Here is a 25,557-nt window from a genome sequence, read left to right as displayed (position 1 = left end):
GCTTCATGACCAATTACTGCTTCCTGCTTGGACAAGATAGTTAGCGTATACTGAGTCCTTATAATTACATCAGCATAGAGAATCTAAAAATACACGAGAAGATTCGGGCTATCCAGCTTGAGCAGCGTATTTCCGAACACTAATCAAATTGAATTTAGAACAGTAAGGTGCAGGAAAAGGGTTTCAATCGATTAAACGCGGTAAAGAGTCTTCTAGTTCTTAAATATGGCGGTTGTAATTGTCTCAGTATTGAGCGATCGCATAGCATCCTCATGGGAGAATCGCCCGATGAAGACTAATCGAGTTTGGCGAGGTTCGTTGGGTTGCCAGGGGCGATCGTAAAAAGTATCAAATCGATTGCCAACACCTTGAACGACTAACCGCATGGCTTTATTGGGCACGGCTACAAAGCCCTTAATCCGATAAATCTCATACTGCTGAACCAGAGATTGCAAGCGGTTGACCAACTCTGCTGGGTCAAATGCCTGATCAAGTACCACATGAACCGAAGTAATGTCTTCATCGTGTTCATGATCTTCTTCCGTATCATGATGGCTAGGGCGAGAGTCGAGATTGTCTTCAACAGCGGCATTAAATCCCAGTAGAAGATCAGGGCTAATTTCTCCTTGTTTGCAGGGCACAATTTTCACCCCGGTTGGAAGTTCCTTTTGTAACCACTGCTGAACTTTTGTTTGAGTTGCTAAATCAACGCGATCGACCTTCGTTAACAACACCATATCGGCACACGCCAACTGATCTTCAAACAGTTCTTCGATCGGGGTTTCATGCTCCAGGCTATCATCCGCTTGCCGTTGGGCTTCCAGGGCATCCAAATCGCCCACAAATTGACCATTGGCAAGGGCTTCGCAATCCACGACCGTGACCACTCCATCAACCGTTGCTCCGGTGCGGATTTCGGGCCAGCGGAAGGCTTGCACCAGGGGTTTAGGTAGGGCTAAACCAGAGGTTTCAATCAGGATGCAGTCAAGACGATCGCGTCTTTTTAACAACTCCTGCATGGTTGGCAAAAACTCTTCCTGCACGGTGCAACACAAACAGCCATTTGCCAGTTCCAAAATATTGTTATTCGGGTCTTCATCGTCATCACAAACGCGACACGATCGCAATAACTCACCATCAATCCCCATTTCGCCGAATTCATTGACCAATACGGCAATGCGACGACCTTGATTGTTTTGTAATAGATGACGCACGAGTGTGGTTTTTCCGGCTCCCAAAAAGCCTGTCACGACGGTAACTGGAATTTTATGCATGATCTGGTACTTGATAAAGCTAAATGAGCGTTACTGATTTTCCACTGGCAGTGGTGGTAAGACGGCATGTATACCCTTCTTCACGACCTCTGGGCGCTCTTTGTACGGCACTTTGCCCTCGGAGCAAGCGACATACTGGCCACTAAATTGCAGGAGTTCAGGTACTGAATGAGTCGGAGACAGTTCACTTAAGATGAACGTAAGTTTGGTAGGAGCCGCAAAGGCTACCACACAAGCACGGCTACAAGCGCCCAGACAGCGCACTGGACGTAGCTGAATCGCTTCTTGCCAGTCACAGGCTTCTAAGCCCTGACTCAGATGATCAAAGAGAGCTTGACCCGCACTCAAGCCAGCCTGTGTTTGACTAGTCTCTGAAGGGCGGCAAAGCACACAAACAAACAACGTATGTTGAGTCATGATAATCATCAAGTGTGACGACGGCTTTGATGTTGGAGAAATTTCAGCGTTGCCATTAGCATTAAAAAGCAAGTGGAAACTAAACGGTGGCACCAAAAGGCTGCTTTCTCAGGAACGATTACTTACGACGCAGCTGCCACTTCAGCATTCAGATCGGCACAATAAGTTTCGTAGACTCCATCTAAAAATTGCCACAGGGCATCCACCGCTTGCTGCGCGACTTGCAGTACATCCGCCTCTTTCTCAGGCGTATCTGCGTACTGCTCAATCAGTTTCAATTCGGCTTCAGTGTGCCACACATCCGCCGCCTGATGAACCGTGAAGAACTGGTAGTCTTCTGGATTGTTCATGCCATAGAACTGCCTCAGCCCATCAATTTTAACGGCTGCAATTTCAGGCATTTGAGACTCGTACATCACTAATGCAGCTAATCCAGCGTAGAAGGGAGAATTGATGCAAAGGCTGCGGAAGGTTTCGATCAGATTTGTTGTGGTTGCTAAAGGAGCCGTCTCAGTTAGTTCAGCTTCCGCTGCACCGAGCGCGATCACAAACCGTTTCCAGAGCGCCGGATGATTATTCTCGCCCCGTTCTTCTTCGATCAGGTTTTCCAAAATTTCCTGGCGGACTAAGATCGCTCCATCCATGGCAGGCGTATTGAAATGCACTCCGCTGACATAAGTTGGAAACGCTAGCACATTCTGAAAATACTGAATTGCATAGTGTTTTAGATGCTCACGAGTAAGCTTCCCTTCTGTCCAGGCGATATAGAAGGGGTGTTTTAGCAAATGCTTTTGGTCAGCGATCGCCTTGAGTTGTTCACGAATTGTCATACAGCCTCCATAAGTGGGTAAAGTACAGGAAAAAGTCTAAAACTCTTTTGAACGTTGAGGTGAAAATTTGTCCTCGACGGTGCAGATGGTTTATAGCATTAAAAGCACTCCCTTAAATGATTTGGATTGTGTGAGCAGTGAACGTTAAAGGGGTATCCAAGCGCTATTGCTTGCCCTTGTAGAAGAGCAGTTGGTAAACATGTAAACCGCCGTAGCGGAACGATGCTTCAAACGATTGCAGATAGAGATACCACATGCGGAGAAATCGTTCGTCGTAGCGGGAATCGAGGGATGTAATCGTTGTTTTATTAGTTGTAAAATTGCTCGCCCAACGTTTCAGTGTTTCGGCGTAGTGCGGCTTCAAATTTTCGCAGTGAGCCACTGAGAGTTTGGCTGCCCACAGTTCTTGAGTCAACTCATGCAATTGTGGCGCGTATCCTCCTGGAAAAATGTATTTATCCACCCAGGCTCCGTTACGCTCATTGCTCTGGGTGACGATCGTGTGCAGTAATCCAATTCCATTGGGTATTAGCAGTTGGAATGCCTTTTGCATGAATGTGGCAAAATTTCCTTTACCCACATGCTCAAACATACCAATGCTGACAAACTTATCGTATTGCCCCTGCACCTCTCGATAATCGGCAATGATGATCTTAAGCCGATCGCTCAATCCTCTTTGCTCAATGCGCTCTCGTGCCAGCGCTGCCTGGGGTTCACTTAGCGTTACCCCAGTTCCAGAAATGCCATAGTGTTCGGCAGCGTAGATTAACATTCCGCCCCAGCCACAGCCGATATCAATTAGCGATTCTCCAGGCCGGAGTGCCAGTTTGCGACAGATCAATTCATACTTCTGACGCTGCATTTGTTCCAGAGAGTCAGTTTCCTGAAGCTGATAGCCACAGGAGTAGGTCATCGTGGGGTCAAGAAACTGCTGATAGAAATCATTGCCCAGGTCGTAGTGGTGCTGAACATTTTTGCGACTGTTTTGAATCAGAGTCGGTACGGTTCGCAATCGCTGCGTGATGATTTTGATTGCGAGAGCGATCGTAAGCCGATCCCGTGCTTGAGCATAAACATTGCTGCGATGAAATAGCCCAATCAGTTCCACAAGATTGTCATTTGCCTCATCCCACCAGCCAGCCATATAGGCTTCACAAAAACCTAGCGTACCGAATGCGAGCAGGCGATCGCAGGTTTCAGGATTGTGAATGATGAGATGGAGTGGCACATCAGAACCCACCTGACCAAAGTGGAATACTTTACCTTGTGGATTCGTAACGGTTAGATCACCGACTTCAATCAGACTGAAAAGTTGATAAAGATAGCGTTCTCCAGCAGGTAGGTGATGGATATGATCTGCTAAATCACAGGTAGATTGATCGCGTAACGTTTGGTTGTCAGGTTGATCAAGGAAGTTTTGCTGAGATCTGTTAATCACCATCTGCTGATTCCCCTGTATTCAATCTTAAGTGTGCAGTTTTGACGTTCGTGGCTAATTTCAGTTTCTCCAGTAATCGAACCGTCAGCCAAATCAGATCAATTTCCCACCAGTGCCAGCCAAACTGCGCTGAGGATTGACAGGCATGATGATTGTTGTGCCAACCCTCACCAAAGGTCAGTACTGCCACCCACCAGCAGTTTGTAGAGCGATCGCCCACCTCAACATTACGATAGCCAAACTTGTGACAAGCACTATTGACGAAGCAGGTGCTGTGAAAGCCCACAAATAAACGAACGAAAATGCCCCACACCACAAAGGGCATTCCCCCCAGTCCGTAGAGTATGAGTGCCAGCACACCTTGCAGCGCAATATAGTGCTGATGACAGAACTGATAAAACGGATCATCGGCAATATCTTTAGTGAAGCGGCACAGTTCGCTACGCATCGGAACGTCATGCATCAGCCAACTAATGTGACTCCACCAGAAGCCCTGTGTAGAATCATGGGGATCACCTGTGCGATCGGCATACAAATGGTGCATCCGATGATAACCCACCCAGCCTTTGACCCCGCCTTGCGCTGCTAAAGTGCCGCAGAGAATCAGGAAATATTCGAGCCATTTGGGAGCTTTGAAACTGCGGTGCGTTGCCAGACGATGAAAGCCGAGGGAAATGCCCAACCCGATTGTCAGCCAGTGGAGAAACAACGCAACTCCAACGGCTACCCAACTAAAATTAGCCGGAAAGAGAGCAAATAATACTCCCAAATGAAGTAGAACGGTGAATGCAATCACATTCCAACGAGGACGAGGTAAGGTCAAGTTTATATTGGTCAAGCAGCCTCTCCTGATTTGGAATAGTTTTGATGAGTTGCGCGACTACCCACAGATGTGACTGGGGGTGCAAAATTTGATAACTGAGGTGGTCTGCCCCACAGTCCAGTCATCAGTCGCAGGAATAATTGCCGCAAGGGAGTCCAGGCGATCATTCCGTGCAGGACAATGCGCCGCAGGATGATCAAAGGCAACCAGCGGTTAGAAAAGGTGCGATTGAGCAAATCGGTCATCAGCAAGATGATCCAGTTCTCATAACGCCGCCAGCGATCGTAGGACTTTAAAACCGTTAAACCACCAATATCCCGGTGCTGCTGCTGAGCCATTTGGAGAACCTGAGTCAGGGCTGCGGCATCGCGGATGCCCATGTTTAGCCCTTGCCCACCAATGGGATGGCAACAATGGGCGGCATCTCCGACTAAAGCAAGGCGGGGTTTGCAATAGGTTTGACTCTGCATCAACCGAATTGGAAACACCAGGGGATCACTAAGTAAGGTGAGGTCGCTGGCTTGGTTGCCATAGCGATGCTTTATTTCAGCCATGAACTGGGTCGGTGGCAAAGCAGCGATCGCCTTTGCTTCTGTATGGGAAGCAGTCCAAACAATCTGACAGCGGTTATCAGGTAAGGGCAAAATGGCAAATGGGCCACTCGACCAAAACCGCTCATAGGCGATGTTCTGGTGAGACGGAGCCGGTGAGATAAAGGCTGTAATACAGGATTGCCAATACTTCCAGCCGCTGGTTTTAATTCCAGATTCGATTCGCAATGGAGAGTTAGCACCATCAGCCGCTACCACGAGGGTTGCATTTACGGCAACAGTTTGTTCTGTTGGTTGCGCATGGCTGAGCATCAGTGTCGCGTGATCATTACCATAATTGACCTCTACGACTTGAGTTTCATACCAACAGGTCACGGTAGGGGAAGCTGCAACCTTTTGTTGAAGTGCCCGCACGAGAACGGTATGTTCAGCACAGTAGTAGACAGCAGGTTCACCAATATCATCTGGTAGGAATTCCACACGATGCGGATAGTTGGCATCCGACAGGACGACTTTGGGGAAGTGGGCGATCGCCGGAGCGATCTGCTCCCATAAACCCAGAGCTCGAAAAATGTGGGCAGACTGGGGCGATAGGGCATAGGCGCGGGGTCGCTCTGCCGCCTGCTGGGGTGTTTTCGCTTCGACGATGGCAACCCGCAACCCTGAAGATTGCAACCCGCAGGCTAACACCAGACCCACAACGCTACAACCAACAATGACCACATCGTAGATGAGATCATTATCGGCATCATGGGGAGCTAGAGGATCAATGGCACTCATGATCGTACAAGCCTATTACCCGTTTGCGTAGACAACGCCTCACTCATCGGGACATTGGCACGCACCGCCCGAAACATCCCAAAGCGACACAGCCCAGCCCCAAATGCCAGACGCATCAACAGGAACGTGGGCACTTCCCGCAATGATTTAATTAGCCCAATCAAGCCAAACCGAATAATTCCCTCTGGACGCACTACTCCCTGCCAGATGGAGTCGAGCCACGAGGGTAAGGTTTCCACTGTCCAGTCAGAAGTGGTGACTTCACCCGCAACCAGTCCGGTTGCCTCCAGTAATTCTGCAAATCCTTCAATGCTGGAAAACGCGGGATGAGACCACTGATCGAGCAGTTGGCGCATGACTGGCTTTTCCCAGAAATTTAGAGGTTTACGACGATCGTCCCGCTGATTCCAGTCAGCAACCACCAAAATTCCGCCTGGTTTCAGAACGCGCAATAGCTCTCTAGCGAACTGGGCTTTATCGGGCATATGGGGACCTGCTTCAATCGACCAGACGACATCGAAGCTGGCATCGGGAAAGGACAGTGCCAGGGCATCATCAACTTGGAACTGGGCACTCACCCCAGGTGGTGTCAAGTCTTGGGCACGTCTAACTTGCTGGGGACTGATGGTAATGCCAGTTACATGGAAGCCATAATCCCGTGCCAGAATGCGACTACTGCCACCAATGCCACAGCCCACATCCAAAACAGTAGTACCGGAAGGCAGGCTATCTAGTCCACCCCAGCGCACCATTTCATGTACAAAGTCTTCCTTAGCTTTGAGAAAGTCTTTTTTGTGGGGTGGAGAGCCATAATGCCCCAGGTGGATATGTTCGCCCCAATAAAATTCCAGAATGCCGTCATTCGTCCAGTCATCATAGGAATTCGCAACGGAATCAGGAGATTGATACTTACGGGCTGTGAGTAGATAGAGTACGATTCCAGCGATTAGGAGTACCAGTAGAATTCCCAGGGTCGTAAACAATAGATTCATCTAGATCAAGCCTCAACCTTCAATACTTTTAACCGTTGTATTGTTTGACTCTCCGCTGCTTGCACAATTGGTCGTTAGATTCGCCATCTCAGTTGCTTGACGCAAGGATGCGATCGACACTAAACGGTCTGAGTCCGTATCCCACAGAAGAAATTGGGCACAGTCAAATAGATCTCCGATTCGCAGGGTCTTGACATCCGAGAGCAGGTGACTATTTTCACGATGACAGGCTGCGAGATGATAATTAGGAATTCTTTCGGAGAGATGGTGAATCGTGTGATAGCCAATATCTGCGCTAAACCATCTGAGAATGACTGGGAATTCTAAATAACTGCTGCCCTTAACCGCTCCCAAAATATAGTTCCAGCCTTCTGTTTTGTGAGCATAAGCCCCCTCAAAAATATGCTGGACAAAAAAGATCCAGATGAAGATCGTTGCAGAACAACTGAGGGTGATCGAGTAAATACTCCAAAACAGCCCAACTCCCCATAGATGGCTCAGAAAAATCCAGCCCCCAATGACACAAATATTGTTCAACAGGAGATCCCAAAATTCAGTAGCCGACTGCCAGTGTTTTGACTGATGGGTAGATATCGTTTGCGCTAAGTTAAATTCCGAACCCTGCCTCAGGACAGTAAATACATGATGGATAAAATCATAGATCCCCATCATCAACATGAATCTGGGCTTGATCACCAGGTAGAAAAAACCACCCGGAATTCCCATTAATGGATGTCGTAGGACTTCGTACAGCCTTTGATTGAACGGATCGAGCTGAGAAAACTCCTCGGTGGATAAGAAATCTGCAACACCCCGATATCGCTCCCAGTCACCATTCGTTTTGTGATGGTAGGCATGATCTCTGGACCAGCCATATTGGGGAATCGCATTGATTACACCCAGCAGGAACCCAACGATGCGATTCGCTCGCTTTGACCGAAAGAGAGAATAGTGTCCGCAATCATGCATCAAAGAAAAACAGCGAAGTGAAAAGAGAACCATCAGAGCCATGATCGGGGGGAGCAGCCATAAGGAAATTGTTGCTGCTTGCACAGCCGCAATCCATAAAAGAACATAAGGCACAACGGTATTGAGAATTTGATACGTTGCTCGCAGGTTGCTGCTTTTGATGTATGGAGTCAACACAAAGTCAGCTTTTTTGAGCGTATCCGATGGTTTTAGTTGATGAGAAAATTCATGTTTGACAAAGGGATGAACCGCTGTTGGGATCTGTCCAGAGCGATTCAGGTAATACTTGAGCATAATGGGTCTCAATTCAGGGATAAGTCGGGATGAGGGGATGGCTAGACAATTCATCGCTTCGGAACACTGCGCGAATGTCCAGCAGGGTTACTGCACGACCTTCTTCGGCAATGCACAAACAGCTGGCTGAAACTCCTCCCAGGTTTTACACACTTGCTCGTAACATTGGGGCGGCGTGATCGGTAGATTTTTCAGGTAAAGGAACGTTACCTGGTTAAATGATTCCATCAGGAAGACCAATTCAGTTGTTGGATTGTAAGAATCCACTGCTTCCAGGATGTGGGCATTCATGAAGTGATGACGCAGAATCACCGTATCAGGAGCCGCTAACCAGGCATTCAAAAAAGCAGCAAGACGCGATCGCCGGACAAAATAGGTTTTGAAGGATTCCCCTGCAATGCCAACGGTCGGAGAATTGGTGCTGCAAATGATCGCGCCGCGTTCACCACCCAAATAACCTGCCCAAGCGTTATAACCGATCGCCAACAAATTCGTGGCAATAAACTCTTGCTGCCAGTCCAGATGGTTGGGAGTTTCACTCATGGACACCTCCTTGGGGTGGTTAAATCAGGCTGAAATTCTGTCCAGCGCCGTTGCACTTGTTCGTAACAGTTGGCTGGGGAAATCGCCAGGTTTTGCAGCAGGTTGATATCGACGGCACCGTTACCGATAATCAGGACGACGATCGCTTGAGTTGGGTCATAGGTGAGGATCGATTCCAACAAAGCGGTCACGACTCCTTTCTCTAGTTCCAGTGCTTGCATATATTGCGTGACTTGAACGTAAGGAATGAATACCTGATGGAACATCACCCTATCGATGTGCCAATCGATGGTAGGAGGGATGGCATCCACAACATCGCAGACCACCATGCCCCGTCCCTGGTTTGCGTAACCAATCCATGCCGTGTATCCGATAGTCAAAAGATTGTGCTGGATAAAGCGATTCTGCCAATAGCCAAAGTTGCCTTGCCATACTTCATTCCTTGGTCGCATGGGCTTCCTCCCGCACTTGTTGTGCTGCTGCTACCATGTTTTTCAGAGCGGGAATCACTTCCTCCCATCGGCGTGTTTTCAGTCCACAATCAGGATTTACCCAGATTTGCCGCAACGGTAAATTATGAATACCTGCCTGCAATTGCTGTACCAGTTGTTCAGTCGTAGGCACCACTGGACTATGAATGTCATACACCCCATTGCCGATTTGGTGGGAATAGCCTGCCTCAGTGACTTCCTGCAACGTGCGATTATTACTGCGACTATTTTCAATCGAAATCACATCCGCATCCAGACGTTCAATCTCTTTGATGATGTCGCCAAACTCGCAATAGCACATGTGGGTGTGAACTTGCGTCTGCGGTTGGGCGATCGCCGTTGCCAGTCGAAACGCATCTACCGCCCAGGATAGGTACTCATTCCAGCGTTCCAGTTTCAGCGGTAAGCCTTCCCGTAAAGCGGGTTCATCCACCTGGATTATCTGTGCACCAGCGGTCTCTAGGTCTGCGACTTCTTCGCGTAATGCCAGGGCAATCTGGAATGCCTGTTCCTGACGAGAAATATCACTACGCGGAAATGACCAGTTGAGAATGGTGATGGGCCCTGTGAGCATTCCTTTTACAGGTTTTTGGGTCAATGCCTGCGCCACCTGAAACTCTCGCACAGTCATCGGTTGAGGACGCGCTACATCACCATAAATAATTGGGGGACGCACATAGCGACTGCCATAGCTTTGCACCCAACCATTTTCAGTAAAGGCAAATCCAGCCAGTTGCTGACCAAAGTATTCCACCATATCCGTGCGCTCAAATTCGCCATGAACCAGTACATCAATGCCGATGTCTTCCTGAAGTTTGATGCACTCAGCAATCGCAGCGTCGATCGCTGCCTGATATTCTGCTTCTGTCAGTTCGCCTCGCTTGTACTTCACCCGCAGTTGCCGTACTTCAGAGGTCTGGGGAAAGGAACCGATCGTGGTGGTCGGGAGAGCAGGTAAGGGAATCTGTTTGTCTAACCGTAGAGAATAGGAGAGCGATCGCTGAAAGTCATTCGTCGTCAAATTCTTGAGCGCAGCCTGCACATCAGAGTTTGCAGGGCTAAATTGCTCAAAGGTTTGCCACTGCGTTTGCACTACTGCTAATTGATCTCCTGGATCATCTCCAGCCAATGTCTGTGCCAGAATCACAACCTCTTCCAGCTTTTGTTCCGCGAAACTCAACACATTTCGCAAGGGTTCCGGCAGTTTTGTTTCTCGCGTGGCATCATAGGGAACAAATTGCAGAGATGATGAGGGATGCAACCGAATATTTGGCGTGATGCTGTGAATGGTTTCTAGTGTTGACAGCACTGATTCAGGACGAATTTTCCAGATATTTCGCGCATCCACAAGCCCCACGCCCAACTGTTTATCGGCTGGGAATCCATGTTGTTGCAATAAGTCAAGATTGCGTCCACGGGTGAAGTCTAAACTGATGCCAGCGACAGGCAATTCCATTACCCACGGATAAGCCGCTCCCAGATCATCAAAATAGGTGACGAGCTGAATGGGTACTCCGATTTGAGCAAGCTGGGTGTAAGTGCTTGCGATCGCCTCTCTCAGATCTGCTGCACTGCTGGTGACGAGAATCGGCTCATGAACCTGCACTTCTGTGATGCCCAGTGCTTTAAGTTGAGTGAATAAATCACGATAAAGCGGCAATAGCTTTTCGAGATGGGTTGTCAGCTCACCTTCCAAACGGCTTAAACGCAATAGGGTGACAGGGCTGAGGATAATTGGCACAGTTCGCTCACCGAGAAAGTCTTTTGCCCGCTGTACCCTTGCCAAAAAATCTACAAAGTTTGCCTCTGGTTGGGCATCAGCCGCAATTTCGGGCACCAGATAGTGATAGTTGGTATCAAACCACTTGGTCATTTCCAGCGCCGGAACCCCATCTTTGCCGCGTGCCATTGCAAAATATTGATCGAGTCCAGCCAGATGACGAAAGCGATCAGGAATTAGCCCCAAACGAACACTCCAATCCAGTACAGGGTCATAAAGGGTGGTGTCACCGATGCCAATGCGATCGATCCCGGCTTCGAGTTGTGTTTTCCAGTTTGCAAATTCAACCTCTTGAACCGTTTGCAGCAAGGTTTCGGCATCAGATTTACGGCTCCAAAAGGCTTCTAATGCCTTTTTAACCTCACGATTTCTACCAATGCGGGGATACCCCAGCGTTGCAGTTGGAATAGTCATAGCTGTAGCGTTCTAAATTTTGTGGATAAGCATAGAAGATTAGCTGTTCCCGATTTGGAAACAGCCCATAACCAGACGTAGCGAGGACATTAGCTACAACTGCCAAATGCAACATCAGCCACCTTTGATCAGGTAGCCTTACTAAATGTCAATCGCGCGTTCAATTCAAATCGTCAACTCAGAACGCTACAACCTTAAAATTCCAACAAAAGTCGATCGCGCCGCGTCTCGTAGAAAATCGCAAAAACTTGAAGTTTTCATCATCCGTACCTCGCAGATGTTTATGTAACGGGTTTACGAATCGGCGGGCATCCTGACTCAGAGAGTTGCGCCTCTCCTCACAGTTGCGGGACAGCGGCAGATTCGCACTGCACTTTCCCCCTTGCGTCTGATGGCTGTTCCCCATCAAAACCGACTTGACCCTAAAGATAACACAGTTGACGCGCAGTGCAGCAGCTTCACCCTGCATTTCTTCATAGGCAAATTGCTGAACCACTTCAAGATATAGCGCCTTTCTAAAATTGCTTGCGCTATCCGTAGAGTAAAGATGATCCGATTTGATTTTTTTGTTTTATACTGAGTCGAACATTAAGCGTCATCTTTGCGCGGGTGCGCTTTGCTCTGATTCAGCTTTTCAAGAATTTTTTATTTCTGAATATCTACAGGATTAAGTTCGATCGCCTTCAGTGAGGCACAGCCGATCGAGTCTCTGAATAGCCGATCTCATCTGTGCGATTCTGCAGATCAGATCCGTCAAAGGCGGAATCACTAACTTTGTAACCTGCTTCAATGCTTTTCTCCTGCCAGTCTTCTCATTCAACAACGATCTACTATGCAAATCCTATCGACTGCTGAACCTATACCTTCAGCGGGGCTTAGCCCAACCGCAAGCCATATTCAGGTGATTCGGCGCAACGGTTCGCTAACGCCGCTTGATGTGACAAAAATTCGGACTGTGGTGAATTGGGCGTGTCGAGGACTGTCGGCAAATCCGATCACTCTGGAAGCCAGCCTGACAACTCGGTTGCACTCTGGTATTACTACACGGGAGATTCAAGATAATTTGATTCGCTGTGCGTTAGAACTGTGCAGCCCGGATGAACCAGATTGGCGCTATGTGGCAGGGCGATTGCACATCTGGAGTTTATGGAAAGATACCCAGGTGAGCCGGGGCTATCAATATGGTGATTATGCCCAGACGGTACAGGCAAAAGTCCGGGACGGACAGTACGATCGCCGCATTCTAGAGTACACACTCGCTGAGCTAGAACTTGCCAATCAATGGATTAATCCTGATTGGGACATCGACTATGACTATGCGGGGGCAGTCCTCCTGACGCAGCGGTATCTGTTGGTGGACGAGTTGCCGCAGGAAGCTCTCCTGACTTGTGCGCTCCTCTTAGCGTCAGTAGAAGCGCCAGAGCAACGGTTGGTTTGGGCAAAGCAGTTTTATGAAGCCCTCGCCTGTCGCAAACTTTCATTAGCAACGCCGATCCTGGCAAATTTGCGGCAGCCCAATGGCTCTCTGGCAAGCTGTTTCATCACCGCAATGGATGACAACCTGGAAAGCATTTTTGCAGGCATTCACGATGCCGCTCGCATTTCTAAGAATGGAGGCGGGGTGGGGGTGAATCTGTCCCGCATTCGCGCCACAGGTAGTTGGGTGATGGGCAAAGCCAATGCGTCAGGCGGGGTAGTTCCCTGGGTAAAACTGCTCAATGATACGGCGATCGCTGTCAATCAGGGAGGACGTAGAGCCGGAGCGATTACAGTCAGCCTGGATGTATGGCATTTGGATTTACCGGAATTTCTGGAAATGCAAACCGAGAATGGCGACCAGCGCCGCAAAGCCTATGATGTGTTTCCACAACTGGTCGTTAGCGATGAGTTTATGCGTCGAGTGGAAGCAGATACGGACTGGACGCTGGTTGATCCCTATGAAGTGCGAACCCAACTCGGCATTGAACTCGCAGAACTCTGGGGTGAAGCATTTGAGGAGGCTTTCAACCAAATCGAAGCCAGTTTAGATGAATCCATTACGCTTTACAAACGGGTCAATGCACGTCTTTTGTTCAAACAGGTAATGCGAACCCAACTGGAAACGGGAATGCCCTATCTGTGGTTTAAGGACACCGTGAATCGTGCCAATCCTAACCCGCACCAGGGCTACATTCCAGGTGGTAATCTCTGTCAGGAATCCTGGTCAAATGTGAAACCGGGCGAAGAAGCGCATACCTGCAACCTGGTGAGCCTTAACCTTGCCAATTTAGACGATGATGAAGGCTCGTCTATCTGTCAAATTGCAGTACGGATTCTGGACAACACGATCGACCTGACGACACCTCCCTTTGCTGCCAGTGCTACCCATAACAGCAAATATCGCACGATCGGGGTGGGTTGTATGGGATTAGCCGATTGGCTTGCCAAACGACACCTCTCTTACACCCATCTGCAAGAGATTAGCGATCTGTTTGAAGAAATTGGCTACTATTGCACGGCAGCATCGATGGAACTGGCAAAGGAACGAGGCGCGTATCCTGCCTTTGCTGGCAGTGAGTGGAGTAAAGGGCATCTGGTGGGGGCAAAGCCGGTTGAGTGGTTTGAGAAAAACGCGAGCAACCCTCAGCGATGGATACAACTATCCAGAGACATTCAACAACATGGGATTCGCAATGCTCACATCACGGCGATCGCACCCAATACCTCTTCTTCGCTGGTGCAGGGCTGTACTGCCAGTGTGTTGCCCGTTTATAGCAAATTCTTCTACGAGAAATGGGCAAAGGGAACGGTGCCGATCGCACCCCCTTACATCCGCGATCATTTCTGGTTTTACGCGGAGAATAAAACGCTGGATCAGCAAAAGGTGATTCACGCGATCGCCACCATGCAGCAGTGGATCGATACGGGCATTTCAATGGAACTGTTGTTTAACCTGAATGCAGGCGTGTACTTTCCTGACGAACTCGATCGCTGCCTGACTGCAAAGGATATTTTTGCCACGTTGATCCTGGCTTGGAAACTGGGATGTAAGGCAATTTACTACATTCGCACAGTTCAGAAAGACAGTTTCAAGGAAGCGAATGACGGCTGTGTGGCTTGTGCCAATTAACGAACATTACAGGATGAACTGACAATGATTTCAAGTCAATCAACTCGCCCGTTTTCATTTGACACATTCAATCGGATGCCGATTAATCCCGTTTTTAATCCCAACGGCAGGGACGATACTGGACATCGCACGATCTGGTTTGGCGAAACCACCAACCTGATGCAGTTGAATGATGTGCGTTACGGTTGGGCCGTGGGACTTTATCGCCAGATGCGAGAAAACTTCTGGATTCCCGAAAAAATTGACATCACCCAGGATGTTACCGACTATGCCAACCTCACTCCTGCCGAACGCCGCGCCTTTGATGGCATCCTCAGTTACCTGACCTTTCTCGATTCAGTGCAAACCTGTAATGTGCCTCACATTAAAAGCAGCGTAACGGCACCCGAAGTATCACTCTGTTTAGCGGAACAAATTTCACAAGAAGCGATGCACAATCAGTCCTATCAGTACCTGATTGAAACTGTGATTCCCAGCGATCGCCGTTCAGTTGTCTACGAATTTTGGCGCAGCGATCGTGTTCTCAAGCAACGCTGTGAATTCATTGCCGGACTCTATCAAACCTATGTGGATCATCCGACTCCAGAACATTATTTTGTTTCACTACTGGCAGATTATTTGCTAGAAGGATTGTATTTCTACAACGGGTTTATCTTTTTCTACAACCTCTCTTCCCGTATGTTGATGTCGGGGAGTGCCGATATTTTCAGAATGATTAACCGAGATGAACTTTCCCATGTGCGGCTCTATCAAAAATTAATTCCAGAAGCGATGCAGGTTTTCCCGTATAGCCTGGAGCAAATCTATGAAATGTTTGCCCTGGCTGTAGAACACGAAGTGAAGTGGAGCAATCACATTGTGGGCGATGACATTCTGGGCATCACGACCACCAGCACTGAACAGTACACCAAATATCTAGCCAATCAGCGGTTGAAGGCGATCGGCTTAGAGCCGCTGTTTCCAGAGATGAACTACAAGAAAAGTCCCTATGCTCATCTGGAGCGGTTTTCGGATACGAAGAAAGAGGCAAATACAAAAGCCAACTTCTTTGAAGCCAGTGTCACCAGCTATGTCATGTCCTCCAGCCTGGAAGGGTGGGATGATTTTTAGGAGACTTGCTGCTGCGTCACGGGTGGATAAAGATGGTGCATCACCTTTTTACCCTTCCCCAGATGAGAATCGACAATCTGTTTCGCCACCTCTGGAGTGACGCGGGTATACCAGGTTCGCTCACGTAGTGCTTCAGAACGCGGGTCGCCAGAGTAAAACACCACTGGTCCCAACTTGCAAACTTCCAGGCAACCTGCATTCATCACCGTCACATCCAGTCCAGCTTCCTCAACGGCTTGTTGGAGGGCTTCATAAGTGGGTTGCCAGTTGCGCGAGGGGTAGCAGCGACTGGAACGACAAACCGAGATGTAGGGACGCTTCAAGGGATTATGGTCAAACGGAATGGGACGATCGCCCAGCACATAAATCTGACGCAATTCCTCATATAAACTCAGCTTGTCGAGTTGGGGTTTGCCTTCCGGTAATAAGTCTTCATCTGCTCCCAAGAACGGATTGGGCAGAAACAGATTCATCATCTTTTCGCCCGCTCCATTCCAGAATTGAATGCCCCAACTCCGAGGTTCACCCCGCTCATTCAAGCGACGATACAGCGATGCTCGGTGGATCAACCGCTGCTGCCGAAGCTCCGGTGGCGTTTTGCAAAGGGGACCGCCCAAATGCTCTTCCACACACAGATGTAGATGCCATGCTTCGGTGACGACAGTGAGGTAGCCATCGTAGAGAATACAAATCTTCGGCGGCTGCGTAAATTCCAGCTCTAGAACACTGCCTTCCACCACATGACCCACTTGAGTCTCTTGCCAACGCTCTTGAAACAGAGTGTAGAGCAATGGACCGACGACATCGATCGTGCAAGGAAAGTCTTCATATTCAATGCTCTGCCCCGCATAGACAGGTTCTGTGCTGCGACGGTTGAGCGGGGTAATCCAGCGGGAGAATTCACTCATGGGATTGATCACAGTCTTCAGGTCAACGAGAAGTACGCTGTAGAATTCGCTGGTGGTTTAACACCAGAACGGTGTAGAAGGCAAAGAGGGCGATCGCCCAAATGCTGTCTCGCACAAACATTCGCAGGAACACATCAACCGTAAGACCATGCATGCCGACCCATTGATTGACCAGTAGAGTGCCGCTCTGATAGGCGGCAAATCCCAGCAACAGCGATATTCCTAACCACAAGCCCTGTCCTGCCCAACTCCGGCGGCTAAACGGTTGCGGCGTTGAGGCGATTAATACCACAGCAATCGTTCCTAGCAGATAGAAATGAACATTAACAATGATCGGCGGGAATTCTGACTCAGAGTTTTTGCTAAAAGTTCAGCAATCTCCTTACATCTTCGGGACAGCGGCAGATTCACGCTGCACTTCCCCCTTACGTCTGACGGCTGCTCCCCATCAGAACCGATGTCTCACCAAAGAATAGCATGGCGTGAGGAGAGCCGCACATTGTGAATCAAGCAGTTGAGCATACTTAATGTTGCGTAAGGTAACAACGAGGTTGAGTATTCCAACTTGCAGTGATACGCTCCTACTGTGTTTGATCGGCTCTGGTGGGGAACAGCCACCGGAAGTAAATGGGGAAAGAGTAGTGCAAAGCTGCCGCTGTCCCGCAACTGTGATGAGAGTTTGTCCTCTCTAAGTCAGGATGCCCGCCGATGTCAAAATCCATGTTGGATAAACCAGTCTGCGAGGCTACAGACGGACATGAAATTGCGTCTAGTGTTGCGCCTTGCCATCATGGCAGGGCTAAGTTGCTATTTAATCGTTGGTTCGCCCGCGCCTGCCCAAGCGATGCACATTATGGAAGGGTTCTTACCTGTACAATGGGCGGTATTTTGGTGGGTGGTGTCGTTGCCGTTCTTTCTTGTGGGACTGCGATCGCTGACTCGCATTACCAAACAAAATCCTGAGTTAAAGCCACTGATAGCGTTAGCAGGCGCATTTACCTTTGTCCTATCTGCTCTAAAAATTCCTTCAGTAACAGGCAGTTGTTCACACCCTACGGGGACAGGCTTAGGAGCGATTCTGTTTGGTCCTTCGGTGATGACGGTGTTAGGTGCTCTGGTATTGTTTTTTCAAGCATTGTTACTAGCCCACGGTGGCTTAACAACCCTCGGTGCCAATATGTTTTCGATGGCGATCGTTGGTCCATATGTAGCATATGGTATCTATCATCTGATCTTAAAAACAGGGCATCAAAAGGTCGCCATTTTTCTGGCTGCTGCCTTAGCAGATTTGTTTACCTATGTCACCACTTCAATTCAGCTTGCTCTGGCATTTCCTGCTGCTCAGGGTGGTTTTATGGCGGCATTCCTTAAGTTTGCTGGGATTTTTGCTGTGACACAAGTTCCCCTCGCAATTACTGAAGGATTGCTGACGGTGCTGGTATGGAATTGGCTGCAATCTTATGCTCGCCCGGATCTAGAAACCCTGAAAGTATTGAAGCAGGAAGCCTAAAATCATGAGCAAACAACCGACGAAATACGAGAACTGGCTGTTGATCATCGCAGTTCTAGCGCTGGCAGTGCTGCCTTTGATCTTTGTCAAGGGTGAATATGGGGGTGCCGATGGACAGGCTGAAGCCGCGATTGGGGAAATTCAACCCGGATACGAACCCTGGTTTAAGCCCTTGTATGAGCCACCGAGTGGGGAAGTAGAAAGCCTTTTATTTGCTTCCCAAGCGGCATTGGGAGCGGGGGTGATTGGCTATGTCATCGGGCTGTATCGCGGCAGCAGTAAGCGACAGGAACAGGAGAAAGAGTGATTGCATCATCATCTTGATGTTTACACTTACGCAAATCGCCTGCGGCAGATTTCGCCACAACAAAAGCTGTTATTTGCGATCGCAGTGCTTGTCATTGCCCTGATCACTCATCCCATTCCACAACTGCTGATTGCGGTTTGGTTAGGCATATGGACTGTAGGGTATGCTCGCATCCCTGCAAGGGTTTACCTGAGTGTTTTGATGGTTGCTGGACTGTTTTTGCTGACGAGCATTCCTGCGTTAGTAGTGAGCGTTGTTGCAGTCGATCAGATCGCATCCATTCAACCCGATCCAGTTGCCGGTATCACGTTTGGCAATGGATATTTCTTTGTTAGCCGAGACGGGCTGATTCGAGCCTTCCAAATTGGCATGCGATCGCTTGCCTGTACGTCCTGCCTGCTGTTTTTACTATTTACCATTCCGTTTACCGATCTGTTGCAGGTACTACGACAGTGGCGTGTGCCGATACTGCTGACTGAACTGTTACTGCTGATGTATCGATTTATCTTCTTGTTTTTAGACGTGGTGACTGAACTGCAACTAGCCCAAAGGGCTAGAGGTGGCTATCGTACCCGTCAGCGTTGGATGTATAGTGTGGGGCTATTGGTGAGCCAATTATTGGTGCGATCGCTGCAACATTACCATCATTTTTCTCTTGCACTAGCATCTCGTGGTTTTAATGGGAACTTTCAAGTTTATTCCAACGTGTCTTACCGCTACTCTAAACGATATGCGATTGAATCTTTGATTGGATGTGTTGGCTTAGTGATTTTGAATTTTGGCTTTTAGATTTTGGATTGTAGATTCCTCTTTGCCCCTTGACTCCCCCACCTCTCCATGTGCTCCACTCTCCTCGAATTTCAAGCCGTTTCCTACACTTATCCTGGTACAATCCAGCCTGCTATCCAGGACCTCAACTTAACGATCTTCGCAGGGCAGAAGACGGTCATTTTAGGACACAACGGCTGTGGCAAATCAACGTTGCTATTTCTGGCAGATGGGTTATACCGCTGTAGTTCTGGTATGATTTCCTGGAAAGGTGAGCCCCTCCAGTATCGTGCATCTGTTCTGAATCAGTGGCGGCAACGAATTGGTTTAGCATTTCAAGATCCAGAGCAACAACTGGTGGCTGCGACCGTTGCTGAAGATATTTCCTACGGACTTTGCAATCTATCATTATCCAAAGCCGAGGTTACCCAACGTCTGCATCAAACCCTGCTCGATTTTTCCCTCCAGGATCTCGCCGATCGCCCCCTCCATCACCTCAGCCTGGGGCAAAAGCGACGGGTGGCACTGGCGGGTGTGATGGCATTAAAACCAGAATTGCTGTTGCTGGATGAACCCACTGCCTTTCTGGATCGCCTGCAAACCCTTCATTTGTTTAAAGAACTCGATCGCATCCATGACGCTGGCACGACTATTGTGATGGCAACCCACGATCTCGATCTTGCCTATCGCTGGGCAGATTGGGTGATTGTGCTAGATGAAGGACGATTGGTGCTATCCGAGCAAGCCCAGCAGGTTTTCACGCAGGTGGATGTCCTGAACCAGTTACAACTGGGTATACCCACCCTTCTAGAATGCTGGTATGCACTTCCGGCAACATGGCGCGATCTGAGATCGCCCCCCAAAACGATTGCGGAGTTGCGATCTTACGGTCTGAACCGTTTTACGGTATGACTCAGAAAGGCTCCAACGGAGAACTTGTTCATTCTCTCCTTTTATCAAAGAGGTCAAAATGCAGGAATCGACCTATCCCATTGCAACTCCAAAGTCTAGCCGCTGGTCGGTTGTTTGGAGTGCCGTTGCCCAACATCGTCTCTGGATCGTGCTGCTAACGGCGATTGGCAGTTTGAGTAGCGTCATCTATGCCCATGCTCCCCTGGTTGCCTTTGGGGCGATCGCCGGAACCACCTTGCGTCCCAAACGCGCTTTCGGTGCAGCGATCGCCATCTGGCTGGCAAATCAGTTATATGGGTTTGGGTTGCGCCACTACCCTCAAACGGCAGAATCAATGATCTGGGGATTGGTGATGGGACTGGGAACGGTAATGGTCACCGCGATCTCTGCCCTGCGCCCCACCTTCAGCCAAATGACTCGCAAAGGACACAGGATCTGGGTAGCGATCGCCCTTCTGACTGGATTCGTGGTTTTTGAAGGCTTGGTTTTATCGCTGGGGTTTCTGCTGACCGGAAGCCATGTTTTTACCTGGGCAATTCTGGGTCGCCTTCTGATGAAAGAGGTGCTGTGGGGATTTGGGCTAACTTTGATTCATTTCGGCTTTGCCCAATTTCTGACGGCTAGAGGTGATATTAGACCCTGACTTGAATAAGATCTGAACCACCATTCAGATGGGAATGATTCTCGCTATCATAAAGGGATAGCTGAGAATGGATTTACGATGACTGGTTCTTCTTCCCGAAAGCAAACGGTTTCTCCGGTTGAAGCACCTGGATGTGGTGAAACCCTGGTTCATCTCGACACGGTGCGGCAGTTACAGGGAGACGTGTTGGCGACGGATAAAGCTCAGCGCATGGCAGAGTTTTTTGGCGTCCTCTCTGATCCACATCGGTTGAAATTGCTTTCAGCACTGGCTCAACGGGAACTCTGTGTTTGCGACTTAGCGGCGATTGTCAAAATGGGTGAATCGGCAGTCTCCCATCAGTTGCGTGTGTTGCGATCGCAGCGGTTGGTGAAATACCGTCGCAAGGGGCGCAATGTTTACTACAGTTTGGCAGATGACCATATCATTGCTCTCTATCGAGAAGTGGCTGAGCATTTGGATGAAGGCTAGCATCTCCCGATAGTCATCTGAACTCATCCACCGATCACAATCCGCTTACTACGGGATATAATCTCCGTTATCTGAACAATCTTTCAGATGTTCATGTTTATCCCGAAGCGGTATTCCTATGGCAGAACCCCATCTCCACAACGATTGCTGCGGTCACAGTCATCCCCACAATCACGACGAACCGCATCACCATCCGCAGCCCGTTCCTGATTCAGTCGCGGCTCATGACCCCTGTTGCGGGAGTGAACCCGTTGTCGCGGCTCCTATCACTGCCACTCAGCATCAGGATGGGTGCTGTGGACATGATCACGGTCATAGCCATGATCATGGGGCAGATGGGTTCAGTTTGAGACGAGAGCTACGACCGATTGCCATTGCCGCGCCTCTGTTTCTGGCTGGGTTAATCTTTCACAATGCTCTGCATGGCACACCCTTTTCCATCGCCGAATATGCGGTTTTGATTCCGGCGTATCTGACTAGCGGTTGGGGGGTATTGACCACTGCCGGACGAAATATTGTGCGGGGACGCATCTTTGACGAAAACTTTCTGATGACCATTGCTACTCTGGGCGCGATCGCCATCCACGAACTGCCAGAAGCTGTGGGTGTGATGCTGTTTTACCAGGTTGGGGAATTGGTTCAGGGCTATGCGGTAGGGCGATCGCGCCGTTCGATTCGAGCGTTGCTGGAGGTACGACCCGATACTGCCAACTTGAAGGTGAATGGGGACGTGCGATCGGTGTCACCAGAAACAGTGGCGATCGGGGATCTGGTATTGGTGCGTCCGGGGGAAAAAGTGCCCCTGGATGGCGAGATTCTGGAGGGCAAGTCTCAAGTCAATACCGCTGCCCTGACAGGAGAATCTGTGCCCCGCACATTGCGAGTTGGAGATTGGGTTCTGGCAGGTATGGTGAATCAGTCGGGAGCATTGACCATCCGTGTCACCAGGCGGTTTGCCGACTCCTCGATCGCCCGTATTCTGGAACTGGTGGAAAACGCCCGCAGTCGCAAAGCCGATACCGAAAAATTCATCACCCGCTTTGCCCGTTACTATACGCCCGTGGTGGTGTTCCTATCGCTGGCGATCGCCCTGCTGCCGCCGTTGCTGATTCCCGGTGCGACTGCCGCCACCTGGACATACCGGGCACTGGTCCTGCTGGTGATTTCCTGCCCCTGTGGACTGGTGATCAGCATTCCCCTCAGCTATTTTGGCGGAATTGGGGGAGCCGCCAGACGGGGCATTCTGGTCAAGGGTTCCACCTTTTTAGATGCGCTAACTCAAGTAAAAACGGTGGTGTTTGACAAAACGGGCACCCTGACGCAAGGCAATTTCCAGGTGACGGATGTGATTCCCTATAACGGTTTCAGTCCCCAACAATTATTGGAACTGGCAGCCCAGGCTGGCTCACAGTCTAATCATCCGGTGGCGCAATCGATTCGAGATGCCCACGGCAAACATGTGGATGGAGCAAATTTGCAGAATTACGAGGAAATTGCTGGACATGGCATTCGCGCGACAGTGAATGGACGCACCGTACTGTCAGGAAACGATCGCTTGCTACATCGGGAAGCGATTCCCCATGATGTTTGTGTGGTAGAGGGGACAGTGGCGCACCTGGCGGTGGATGGGGAGTACAGTGGGCGCATTCTGATTGCGGATGAACTGAAAGCGGATGCGATCACCGCAATACAAGCGTTGCATTGGGAGCAGATCCAAACCGTCATGCTGACGGGGGATAACCAATCTGTAGCAGATGCGATCGCCCGTCAACTCGGCATCGATCGCTATCAGGCAGAACTGCTACCAGAAGAGAAACTAACGGCGCTGGAATCTCTGATGGCATCGGTGAACTCAACCCATCACAAGATTGCCTTTGTCGGTGATGGCATCAATGACGCGCCCGTGATTGCCCGTGCTGATGTAGGTATTGCGATGGGTGGTTTGGGTGCAGATGCGGCGATCGAAACGGCAGATGTGGTGATCATGACCGATGCTCCGTCTAAAGTGGCGGAAGCTATTGTGATCGCCCGCCGTACTTTGCGGATTGTCTGGCAAAACATCATCCTGGCGCTGACTGTTAAAGGTATCTTTATTGCGCTGGGGGCGATCGGGTTGGCAACGTTATGGGAAGCGGTGTTTGCCGATGTGGGGGTAGCATTGCTGGCGGTGCTCAATGCCAGTCGGGTGTTAGCTAAGGGCGATTGCTGAAATGTATAGCGATCGCGGTTTTACTGAGGCTCTCCGCCCAGACTTGCAGACCTTGGATCAGTCGATTAAAGCGACCTGACGGCGTATTAGCGTTAACCGTCCTACCAGGTTCGGCTAATACGACAGAATTTTTATGTCAAGATCATTGCAATATTTATTTACATTAAGCTACACTTTGTTACATAAGGTTAAGCAAAAGGAAACAGCATCATGGTTCGTGGACAGGTCATGGAAGAAGGTGGACGCGCAAATGTCTATGCCGTCGAACCCAAGATGTATGTCGATGACACCCAGAAGTTCGGCTTCAATGAATATGCTGAAAAGCTGAACGGACGGCTGGCAATGATTGGTTTTGTCTCTGCACTGATTCTGGAAGTGGCCACTGGGCATGGTGTGATTGGCTGGTTGACAGGACTGTAGGGTATTCCTGCCTAGACAAGTTTGTTATGTAGTAAACGCGACGCAATTTGGAGAGAATTCTCATGAAAACTGACTTCGACTTCCCCAACAAGTACCTGATCGGTCCCGTTGTATTCAGACCGGACTTTAACGCTCAATCTGAAGTTATCAACGCAAATCAAGCCTGGTCACTGTTTTTCACGGCTGGCAAAGAAGATAAGGTTCTTGGCTTTAATGCAGAGGCAGGTCGCTTTTTCACAAATTTACTGCTGGCTGTGGGTGCAGCAGGTGTTCTGTGGGTAGCGTTGTTTAATAGCGTCGGGTAGGTGGTTTGTCACTCCTGCTACGCCTCTCAAAACTTCCCTGAAGTCCCAGTTGGTTCGCCTGCTGGGGCTTCAATCTTGGCTAAATATATCGTTGATTTGAACAGCGAATCAGGGGATGGCTTCTACCGAGAATAGCGACTCTTCGGAAGCATTCATTACGGCATCGTAGCGTTGTCGTCCAGTGGCGTCCTGGTTCCAGGCATCCAATTGCGTTCTGGTAGTTGCTGGAATGGTGTAACGGAGCATCTTTCCAGTTTTGCGATCGCGGATTTCAGCCATCCCAAAGGTTCCGGTTGGGCTGGCAGTGGTGGCTACTCGCAACAAGTTTTGCCCAGGTGTTGAAATCGTTGCAATCATAATGCCATCTGCAACACAGGGACAGGGTGCGATTATTCCGCTGTAATAGGTCACGTCCAGTGTGCGAGGGTTTGCGTTCAAGCGCTGCATGGCATCCAAACCGATACGAATTCCTAGAGCGATGTAGGAGCCAAATCCACCGTGTACTCGCCGCCCCAGTTCTACCCACTGCTCGGGTGTTTCGGTCGAACGAGTTTGCTGAAGCGTAAGTTGTTGATGGTCATTCAGTAACGCAGATTTGTTCTGGGTAAAATCGTGCAGTATGCCATTTGCCGCAACCGCGATCAGACTTCCGTCGAAACCCAAAACCCCACACAGTATGGCGACCCAACCCAGAGTATGCATGCTCTTAATCATTTTATAATCCTCAAATGCCCCTTGCTGGGATAGTCAAGCCGGATGCGGTCTGTTAGATTATGCCGAAGTGCAAAATCTCAAGCAATCGGGTCAAATCATCTACATGAGAGCAGACGAGCTTTTAGAACGCTATCGACGGGGCGAGCGTGACTTTCGAGGAGTCAATCTACGTGGTATTTATCTTAGAGATGTCCGGATGCGGGATGTTGATTTAGACTGCGCCGATTTGCGTGGTGCATCTCTAATGAGCGTTGATTTCAGTGGTGCGAACTTGCATCGAGCGGATTTAAGTGGCGCATTCTTAATTCACTCTAACCTCAGTTCTGCTAACTTAACGCAAGCAAATTTGACAAAGTCATTTCTGATTCTGGCGAACTTGCACGACAGTTGTTTAACTGAGGCAAATTTGAGTCAAGCCAATTTGACGAAAGCCAATCTTTCTGAGGTGACTGGGTTTGACGAAGCCTTTTTGGATCGCACCATTTTGGCAGGAGCCTTACTGCCGCCGCGATCTCCGCGTCAATGGCGGGCTTTCGCCTTGCATATGGGTTTTGCTACCTGATCCTGTCATCCAC

At 49.4% G+C, this 25,557-nt stretch carries 26 protein-coding genes and 3 riboswitches; of the genes, 12 read left to right on the top strand and 14 right to left on the bottom strand.

Translation table 11 applies throughout. The annotated features are described in order from the left end of the window. Positions 1–212 precede the first annotated feature (212 nt). From cobW to metE, 11 genes are all read right to left on the bottom strand, one after another. Complete coding sequence (cobW, locus tag ACN4EK_RS02460) at positions 213–1,274, bottom strand: cobalamin biosynthesis protein CobW (RefSeq protein ID WP_431655834.1); 1,062 nt, start codon at positions 1,272–1,274, stop codon at positions 213–215. A 30-nt stretch (positions 1,275–1,304) separates the two neighbouring features. Continuing rightward, positions 1,305–1,691 (bottom strand): DUF1636 family protein, encoded by a 387-nt coding sequence (locus tag ACN4EK_RS02455; protein ID WP_075597068.1) that lies wholly within the window; start codon positions 1,689–1,691, stop codon positions 1,305–1,307. Between the two features lie 122 nt (positions 1,692–1,813). After that, positions 1,814–2,521, bottom strand: a complete 708-nt coding sequence (locus ACN4EK_RS02450) for a CADD family putative folate metabolism protein (RefSeq protein WP_431655832.1) — start codon at positions 2,519–2,521, stop codon at positions 1,814–1,816. A gap of 163 nt (positions 2,522–2,684) precedes the next feature. Next, on the bottom strand, positions 2,685–3,962 hold the full coding sequence (locus ACN4EK_RS02445; protein ID WP_431655830.1) for a class I SAM-dependent methyltransferase: 1,278 nt from the start codon (positions 3,960–3,962) through the stop codon (positions 2,685–2,687). Continuing rightward, positions 3,952–4,797, bottom strand: coding sequence for an acyl-CoA desaturase (locus tag ACN4EK_RS02440; RefSeq protein WP_431655829.1), 846 nt, complete (start codon positions 4,795–4,797; stop codon positions 3,952–3,954). Before ACN4EK_RS02440 ends, ACN4EK_RS02445 begins: the two co-directional genes overlap by 11 nt. Continuing rightward, positions 4,794–6,113 (bottom strand): FAD-dependent hydroxylase, encoded by a 1,320-nt coding sequence (locus tag ACN4EK_RS02435; protein ID WP_431655827.1) that lies wholly within the window; start codon positions 6,111–6,113, stop codon positions 4,794–4,796. The genes ACN4EK_RS02440 and ACN4EK_RS02435 overlap by 4 nt, the downstream gene beginning before the upstream one ends. After that, the gene (locus ACN4EK_RS02430; RefSeq protein ID WP_431655826.1) at positions 6,110–7,105 is read right to left on the bottom strand and encodes a methyltransferase domain-containing protein; all 996 of its coding nucleotides are present in this window, start codon (positions 7,103–7,105) and stop codon (positions 6,110–6,112) included. The genes ACN4EK_RS02435 and ACN4EK_RS02430 overlap by 4 nt, the downstream gene beginning before the upstream one ends. Before the next feature lie 12 nt (positions 7,106–7,117). Beyond that, positions 7,118–8,368, bottom strand: coding sequence for a fatty acid desaturase (locus ACN4EK_RS02425; protein WP_431655825.1), 1,251 nt, complete (start codon positions 8,366–8,368; stop codon positions 7,118–7,120). A gap of 87 nt (positions 8,369–8,455) precedes the next feature. Further along, positions 8,456–8,911 carry a hypothetical protein gene (locus ACN4EK_RS02420; RefSeq protein WP_431655824.1) on the bottom strand — a complete coding sequence of 152 codons (456 nt, stop codon included), beginning with the start codon at positions 8,909–8,911 and terminating at the stop codon, positions 8,456–8,458. Then, on the bottom strand, positions 8,908–9,363 hold the full coding sequence (locus ACN4EK_RS02415; protein WP_431655823.1) for a hypothetical protein: 456 nt from the start codon (positions 9,361–9,363) through the stop codon (positions 8,908–8,910). Before ACN4EK_RS02415 ends, ACN4EK_RS02420 begins: the two co-directional genes overlap by 4 nt. Continuing rightward, the gene (gene metE / locus ACN4EK_RS02410; protein ID WP_431655821.1) at positions 9,347–11,596 is read right to left on the bottom strand and encodes a 5-methyltetrahydropteroyltriglutamate--homocysteine S-methyltransferase; all 2,250 of its coding nucleotides are present in this window, start codon (positions 11,594–11,596) and stop codon (positions 9,347–9,349) included. The genes ACN4EK_RS02415 and metE overlap by 17 nt, the downstream gene beginning before the upstream one ends. Positions 11,597–11,882: 286 nt before the next feature. After that, positions 11,883–12,027, bottom strand: a riboswitch (cobalamin riboswitch). 401 nt (positions 12,028–12,428) lie between these two features. On the opposite strand from metE, the gene ACN4EK_RS02405 reads away from it, so the two are divergent. Continuing rightward, positions 12,429–14,705 (top strand): ribonucleoside-diphosphate reductase subunit alpha, encoded by a 2,277-nt coding sequence (locus ACN4EK_RS02405; RefSeq protein ID WP_431655820.1) that lies wholly within the window; start codon positions 12,429–12,431, stop codon positions 14,703–14,705. A gap of 24 nt (positions 14,706–14,729) precedes the next feature. Continuing rightward, positions 14,730–15,815 carry a ribonucleotide-diphosphate reductase subunit beta gene (locus tag ACN4EK_RS02400; RefSeq protein ID WP_431655819.1) on the top strand — a complete coding sequence of 362 codons (1,086 nt, stop codon included), beginning with the start codon at positions 14,730–14,732 and terminating at the stop codon, positions 15,813–15,815. Here ACN4EK_RS02400 and ACN4EK_RS02395 read toward each other — a convergent pair. Further along, positions 15,812–16,723 (bottom strand): (2Fe-2S) ferredoxin domain-containing protein, encoded by a 912-nt coding sequence (locus ACN4EK_RS02395; RefSeq protein ID WP_431655818.1) that lies wholly within the window; start codon positions 16,721–16,723, stop codon positions 15,812–15,814. The genes ACN4EK_RS02400 and ACN4EK_RS02395 overlap by 4 nt on opposite strands. A gap of 22 nt (positions 16,724–16,745) precedes the next feature. Further along, positions 16,746–17,015 (bottom strand): hypothetical protein, encoded by a 270-nt coding sequence (locus ACN4EK_RS02390; protein ID WP_431655817.1) that lies wholly within the window; start codon positions 17,013–17,015, stop codon positions 16,746–16,748. 26 nt (positions 17,016–17,041) lie between these two features. Beyond that, positions 17,042–17,197: riboswitch (cobalamin riboswitch) on the bottom strand. A gap of 104 nt (positions 17,198–17,301) precedes the next feature. Continuing rightward, positions 17,302–17,447: riboswitch (cobalamin riboswitch) on the top strand. 33 nt (positions 17,448–17,480) lie between these two features. Between ACN4EK_RS02390 and ACN4EK_RS02385 the strand changes: the two genes are divergently transcribed. From ACN4EK_RS02385 to ACN4EK_RS02345, 9 genes are all read left to right on the top strand, one after another. Next, positions 17,481–18,233, top strand: a complete 753-nt coding sequence (locus ACN4EK_RS02385; RefSeq protein ID WP_431655815.1) for an energy-coupling factor ABC transporter permease — start codon at positions 17,481–17,483, stop codon at positions 18,231–18,233. Positions 18,234–18,237: 4 nt separating this feature from the next. After that, positions 18,238–18,540, top strand: coding sequence for an energy-coupling factor ABC transporter substrate-binding protein (locus ACN4EK_RS02380; protein ID WP_431655814.1), 303 nt, complete (start codon positions 18,238–18,240; stop codon positions 18,538–18,540). Next, the gene (gene cbiQ / locus ACN4EK_RS02375) at positions 18,541–19,329 is read left to right on the top strand and encodes a cobalt ECF transporter T component CbiQ (protein ID WP_431655812.1); all 789 of its coding nucleotides are present in this window, start codon (positions 18,541–18,543) and stop codon (positions 19,327–19,329) included. Positions 19,330–19,377: 48 nt separating this feature from the next. After that, positions 19,378–20,220: an energy-coupling factor ABC transporter ATP-binding protein gene (locus tag ACN4EK_RS02370; RefSeq protein ID WP_431655811.1), complete on the top strand. Its 843-nt coding sequence runs from the start codon at positions 19,378–19,380 to the stop codon at positions 20,218–20,220. A 58-nt stretch (positions 20,221–20,278) separates the two neighbouring features. Then, entirely contained in the window at positions 20,279–20,863 is a 585-nt protein-coding gene (locus ACN4EK_RS02365; RefSeq protein ID WP_431655810.1) for a hypothetical protein, read from the top strand. 78 nt (positions 20,864–20,941) lie between these two features. Beyond that, complete coding sequence (locus ACN4EK_RS02360; protein WP_431655808.1) at positions 20,942–21,334, top strand: ArsR/SmtB family transcription factor; 393 nt, start codon at positions 20,942–20,944, stop codon at positions 21,332–21,334. Between the two features lie 118 nt (positions 21,335–21,452). Continuing rightward, positions 21,453–23,543 carry a heavy metal translocating P-type ATPase gene (locus ACN4EK_RS02355; RefSeq protein ID WP_431655807.1) on the top strand — a complete coding sequence of 697 codons (2,091 nt, stop codon included), beginning with the start codon at positions 21,453–21,455 and terminating at the stop codon, positions 23,541–23,543. Positions 23,544–23,753: 210 nt separating this feature from the next. Continuing rightward, entirely contained in the window at positions 23,754–23,963 is a 210-nt protein-coding gene (locus tag ACN4EK_RS02350; RefSeq protein ID WP_431655806.1) for a chlorophyll a/b-binding protein, read from the top strand. Between the two features lie 62 nt (positions 23,964–24,025). After that, on the top strand, positions 24,026–24,268 hold the full coding sequence (locus ACN4EK_RS02345) for a hypothetical protein (RefSeq protein ID WP_431655804.1): 243 nt from the start codon (positions 24,026–24,028) through the stop codon (positions 24,266–24,268). Positions 24,269–24,376: 108 nt separating this feature from the next. Here ACN4EK_RS02345 and ACN4EK_RS02340 read toward each other — a convergent pair whose 3' ends face one another. Continuing rightward, entirely contained in the window at positions 24,377–24,982 is a 606-nt protein-coding gene (locus tag ACN4EK_RS02340) for a formylmethanofuran dehydrogenase subunit E family protein (RefSeq protein ID WP_431655803.1), read from the bottom strand. 103 nt (positions 24,983–25,085) lie between these two features. Between ACN4EK_RS02340 and ACN4EK_RS02335 the strand changes: the two genes are divergently transcribed. After that, positions 25,086–25,544, top strand: a complete 459-nt coding sequence (locus ACN4EK_RS02335) for a pentapeptide repeat-containing protein (protein ID WP_431655801.1) — start codon at positions 25,086–25,088, stop codon at positions 25,542–25,544. Positions 25,545–25,557 lie beyond the last annotated feature (13 nt).

The organism is Pantanalinema rosaneae CENA516, from assembly GCF_050753385.1.
Lineage (GTDB): Bacteria > Cyanobacteriota > Cyanobacteriia > Leptolyngbyales > Leptolyngbyaceae > Pantanalinema > Pantanalinema rosaneae.
The sequence above is the reverse complement of the archived record's forward strand: the minus strand, read 5'-3'. Positions and strand labels throughout refer to the sequence as shown.

What these genes read in the sequence shown, in the direction of transcription:
- cobW (WP_431655834.1), bottom strand. Translation starts at nt 1,274, where the DNA reads ATGCATAAAATTCCAGTTACCGTCGTGACAGGCTTTTTGGGAGCCGGA.
- ACN4EK_RS02455 (WP_075597068.1), bottom strand. Translation starts at nt 1,691, where the DNA reads ATGACTCAACATACGTTGTTTGTTTGTGTGCTTTGCCGCCCTTCAGAG.
- ACN4EK_RS02450 (WP_431655832.1), bottom strand. Translation starts at nt 2,521, where the DNA reads ATGACAATTCGTGAACAACTCAAGGCGATCGCTGACCAAAAGCATTTG.
- ACN4EK_RS02445 (WP_431655830.1), bottom strand. Translation starts at nt 3,962, where the DNA reads ATGGTGATTAACAGATCTCAGCAAAACTTCCTTGATCAACCTGACAAC.
- ACN4EK_RS02435 (WP_431655827.1), bottom strand. Translation starts at nt 6,113, where the DNA reads ATGAGTGCCATTGATCCTCTAGCTCCCCATGATGCCGATAATGATCTC.
- ACN4EK_RS02430 (WP_431655826.1), bottom strand. Translation starts at nt 7,105, where the DNA reads ATGAATCTATTGTTTACGACCCTGGGAATTCTACTGGTACTCCTAATC.
- ACN4EK_RS02425 (WP_431655825.1), bottom strand. Translation starts at nt 8,368, where the DNA reads ATGCTCAAGTATTACCTGAATCGCTCTGGACAGATCCCAACAGCGGTT.
- ACN4EK_RS02420 (WP_431655824.1), bottom strand. Translation starts at nt 8,911, where the DNA reads ATGAGTGAAACTCCCAACCATCTGGACTGGCAGCAAGAGTTTATTGCC.
- ACN4EK_RS02415 (WP_431655823.1), bottom strand. Translation starts at nt 9,363, where the DNA reads ATGCGACCAAGGAATGAAGTATGGCAAGGCAACTTTGGCTATTGGCAG.
- metE (WP_431655821.1), bottom strand. Translation starts at nt 11,596, where the DNA reads ATGACTATTCCAACTGCAACGCTGGGGTATCCCCGCATTGGTAGAAAT.
- ACN4EK_RS02405 (WP_431655820.1), top strand. Translation starts at nt 12,429, where the DNA reads ATGCAAATCCTATCGACTGCTGAACCTATACCTTCAGCGGGGCTTAGC.
- ACN4EK_RS02400 (WP_431655819.1), top strand. Translation starts at nt 14,730, where the DNA reads ATGATTTCAAGTCAATCAACTCGCCCGTTTTCATTTGACACATTCAAT.
- ACN4EK_RS02395 (WP_431655818.1), bottom strand. Translation starts at nt 16,723, where the DNA reads ATGAGTGAATTCTCCCGCTGGATTACCCCGCTCAACCGTCGCAGCACA.
- ACN4EK_RS02385 (WP_431655815.1), top strand. Translation starts at nt 17,481, where the DNA reads ATGAAATTGCGTCTAGTGTTGCGCCTTGCCATCATGGCAGGGCTAAGT.
- ACN4EK_RS02380 (WP_431655814.1), top strand. Translation starts at nt 18,238, where the DNA reads ATGAGCAAACAACCGACGAAATACGAGAACTGGCTGTTGATCATCGCA.
- ACN4EK_RS02370 (WP_431655811.1), top strand. Translation starts at nt 19,378, where the DNA reads ATGTGCTCCACTCTCCTCGAATTTCAAGCCGTTTCCTACACTTATCCT.
- ACN4EK_RS02365 (WP_431655810.1), top strand. Translation starts at nt 20,279, where the DNA reads ATGCAGGAATCGACCTATCCCATTGCAACTCCAAAGTCTAGCCGCTGG.
- ACN4EK_RS02360 (WP_431655808.1), top strand. Translation starts at nt 20,942, where the DNA reads ATGACTGGTTCTTCTTCCCGAAAGCAAACGGTTTCTCCGGTTGAAGCA.
- ACN4EK_RS02355 (WP_431655807.1), top strand. Translation starts at nt 21,453, where the DNA reads ATGGCAGAACCCCATCTCCACAACGATTGCTGCGGTCACAGTCATCCC.
- ACN4EK_RS02350 (WP_431655806.1), top strand. Translation starts at nt 23,754, where the DNA reads ATGGTTCGTGGACAGGTCATGGAAGAAGGTGGACGCGCAAATGTCTAT.
- ACN4EK_RS02345 (WP_431655804.1), top strand. Translation starts at nt 24,026, where the DNA reads ATGAAAACTGACTTCGACTTCCCCAACAAGTACCTGATCGGTCCCGTT.
- ACN4EK_RS02340 (WP_431655803.1), bottom strand. Translation starts at nt 24,982, where the DNA reads ATGATTAAGAGCATGCATACTCTGGGTTGGGTCGCCATACTGTGTGGG.
- ACN4EK_RS02335 (WP_431655801.1), top strand. Translation starts at nt 25,086, where the DNA reads ATGAGAGCAGACGAGCTTTTAGAACGCTATCGACGGGGCGAGCGTGAC.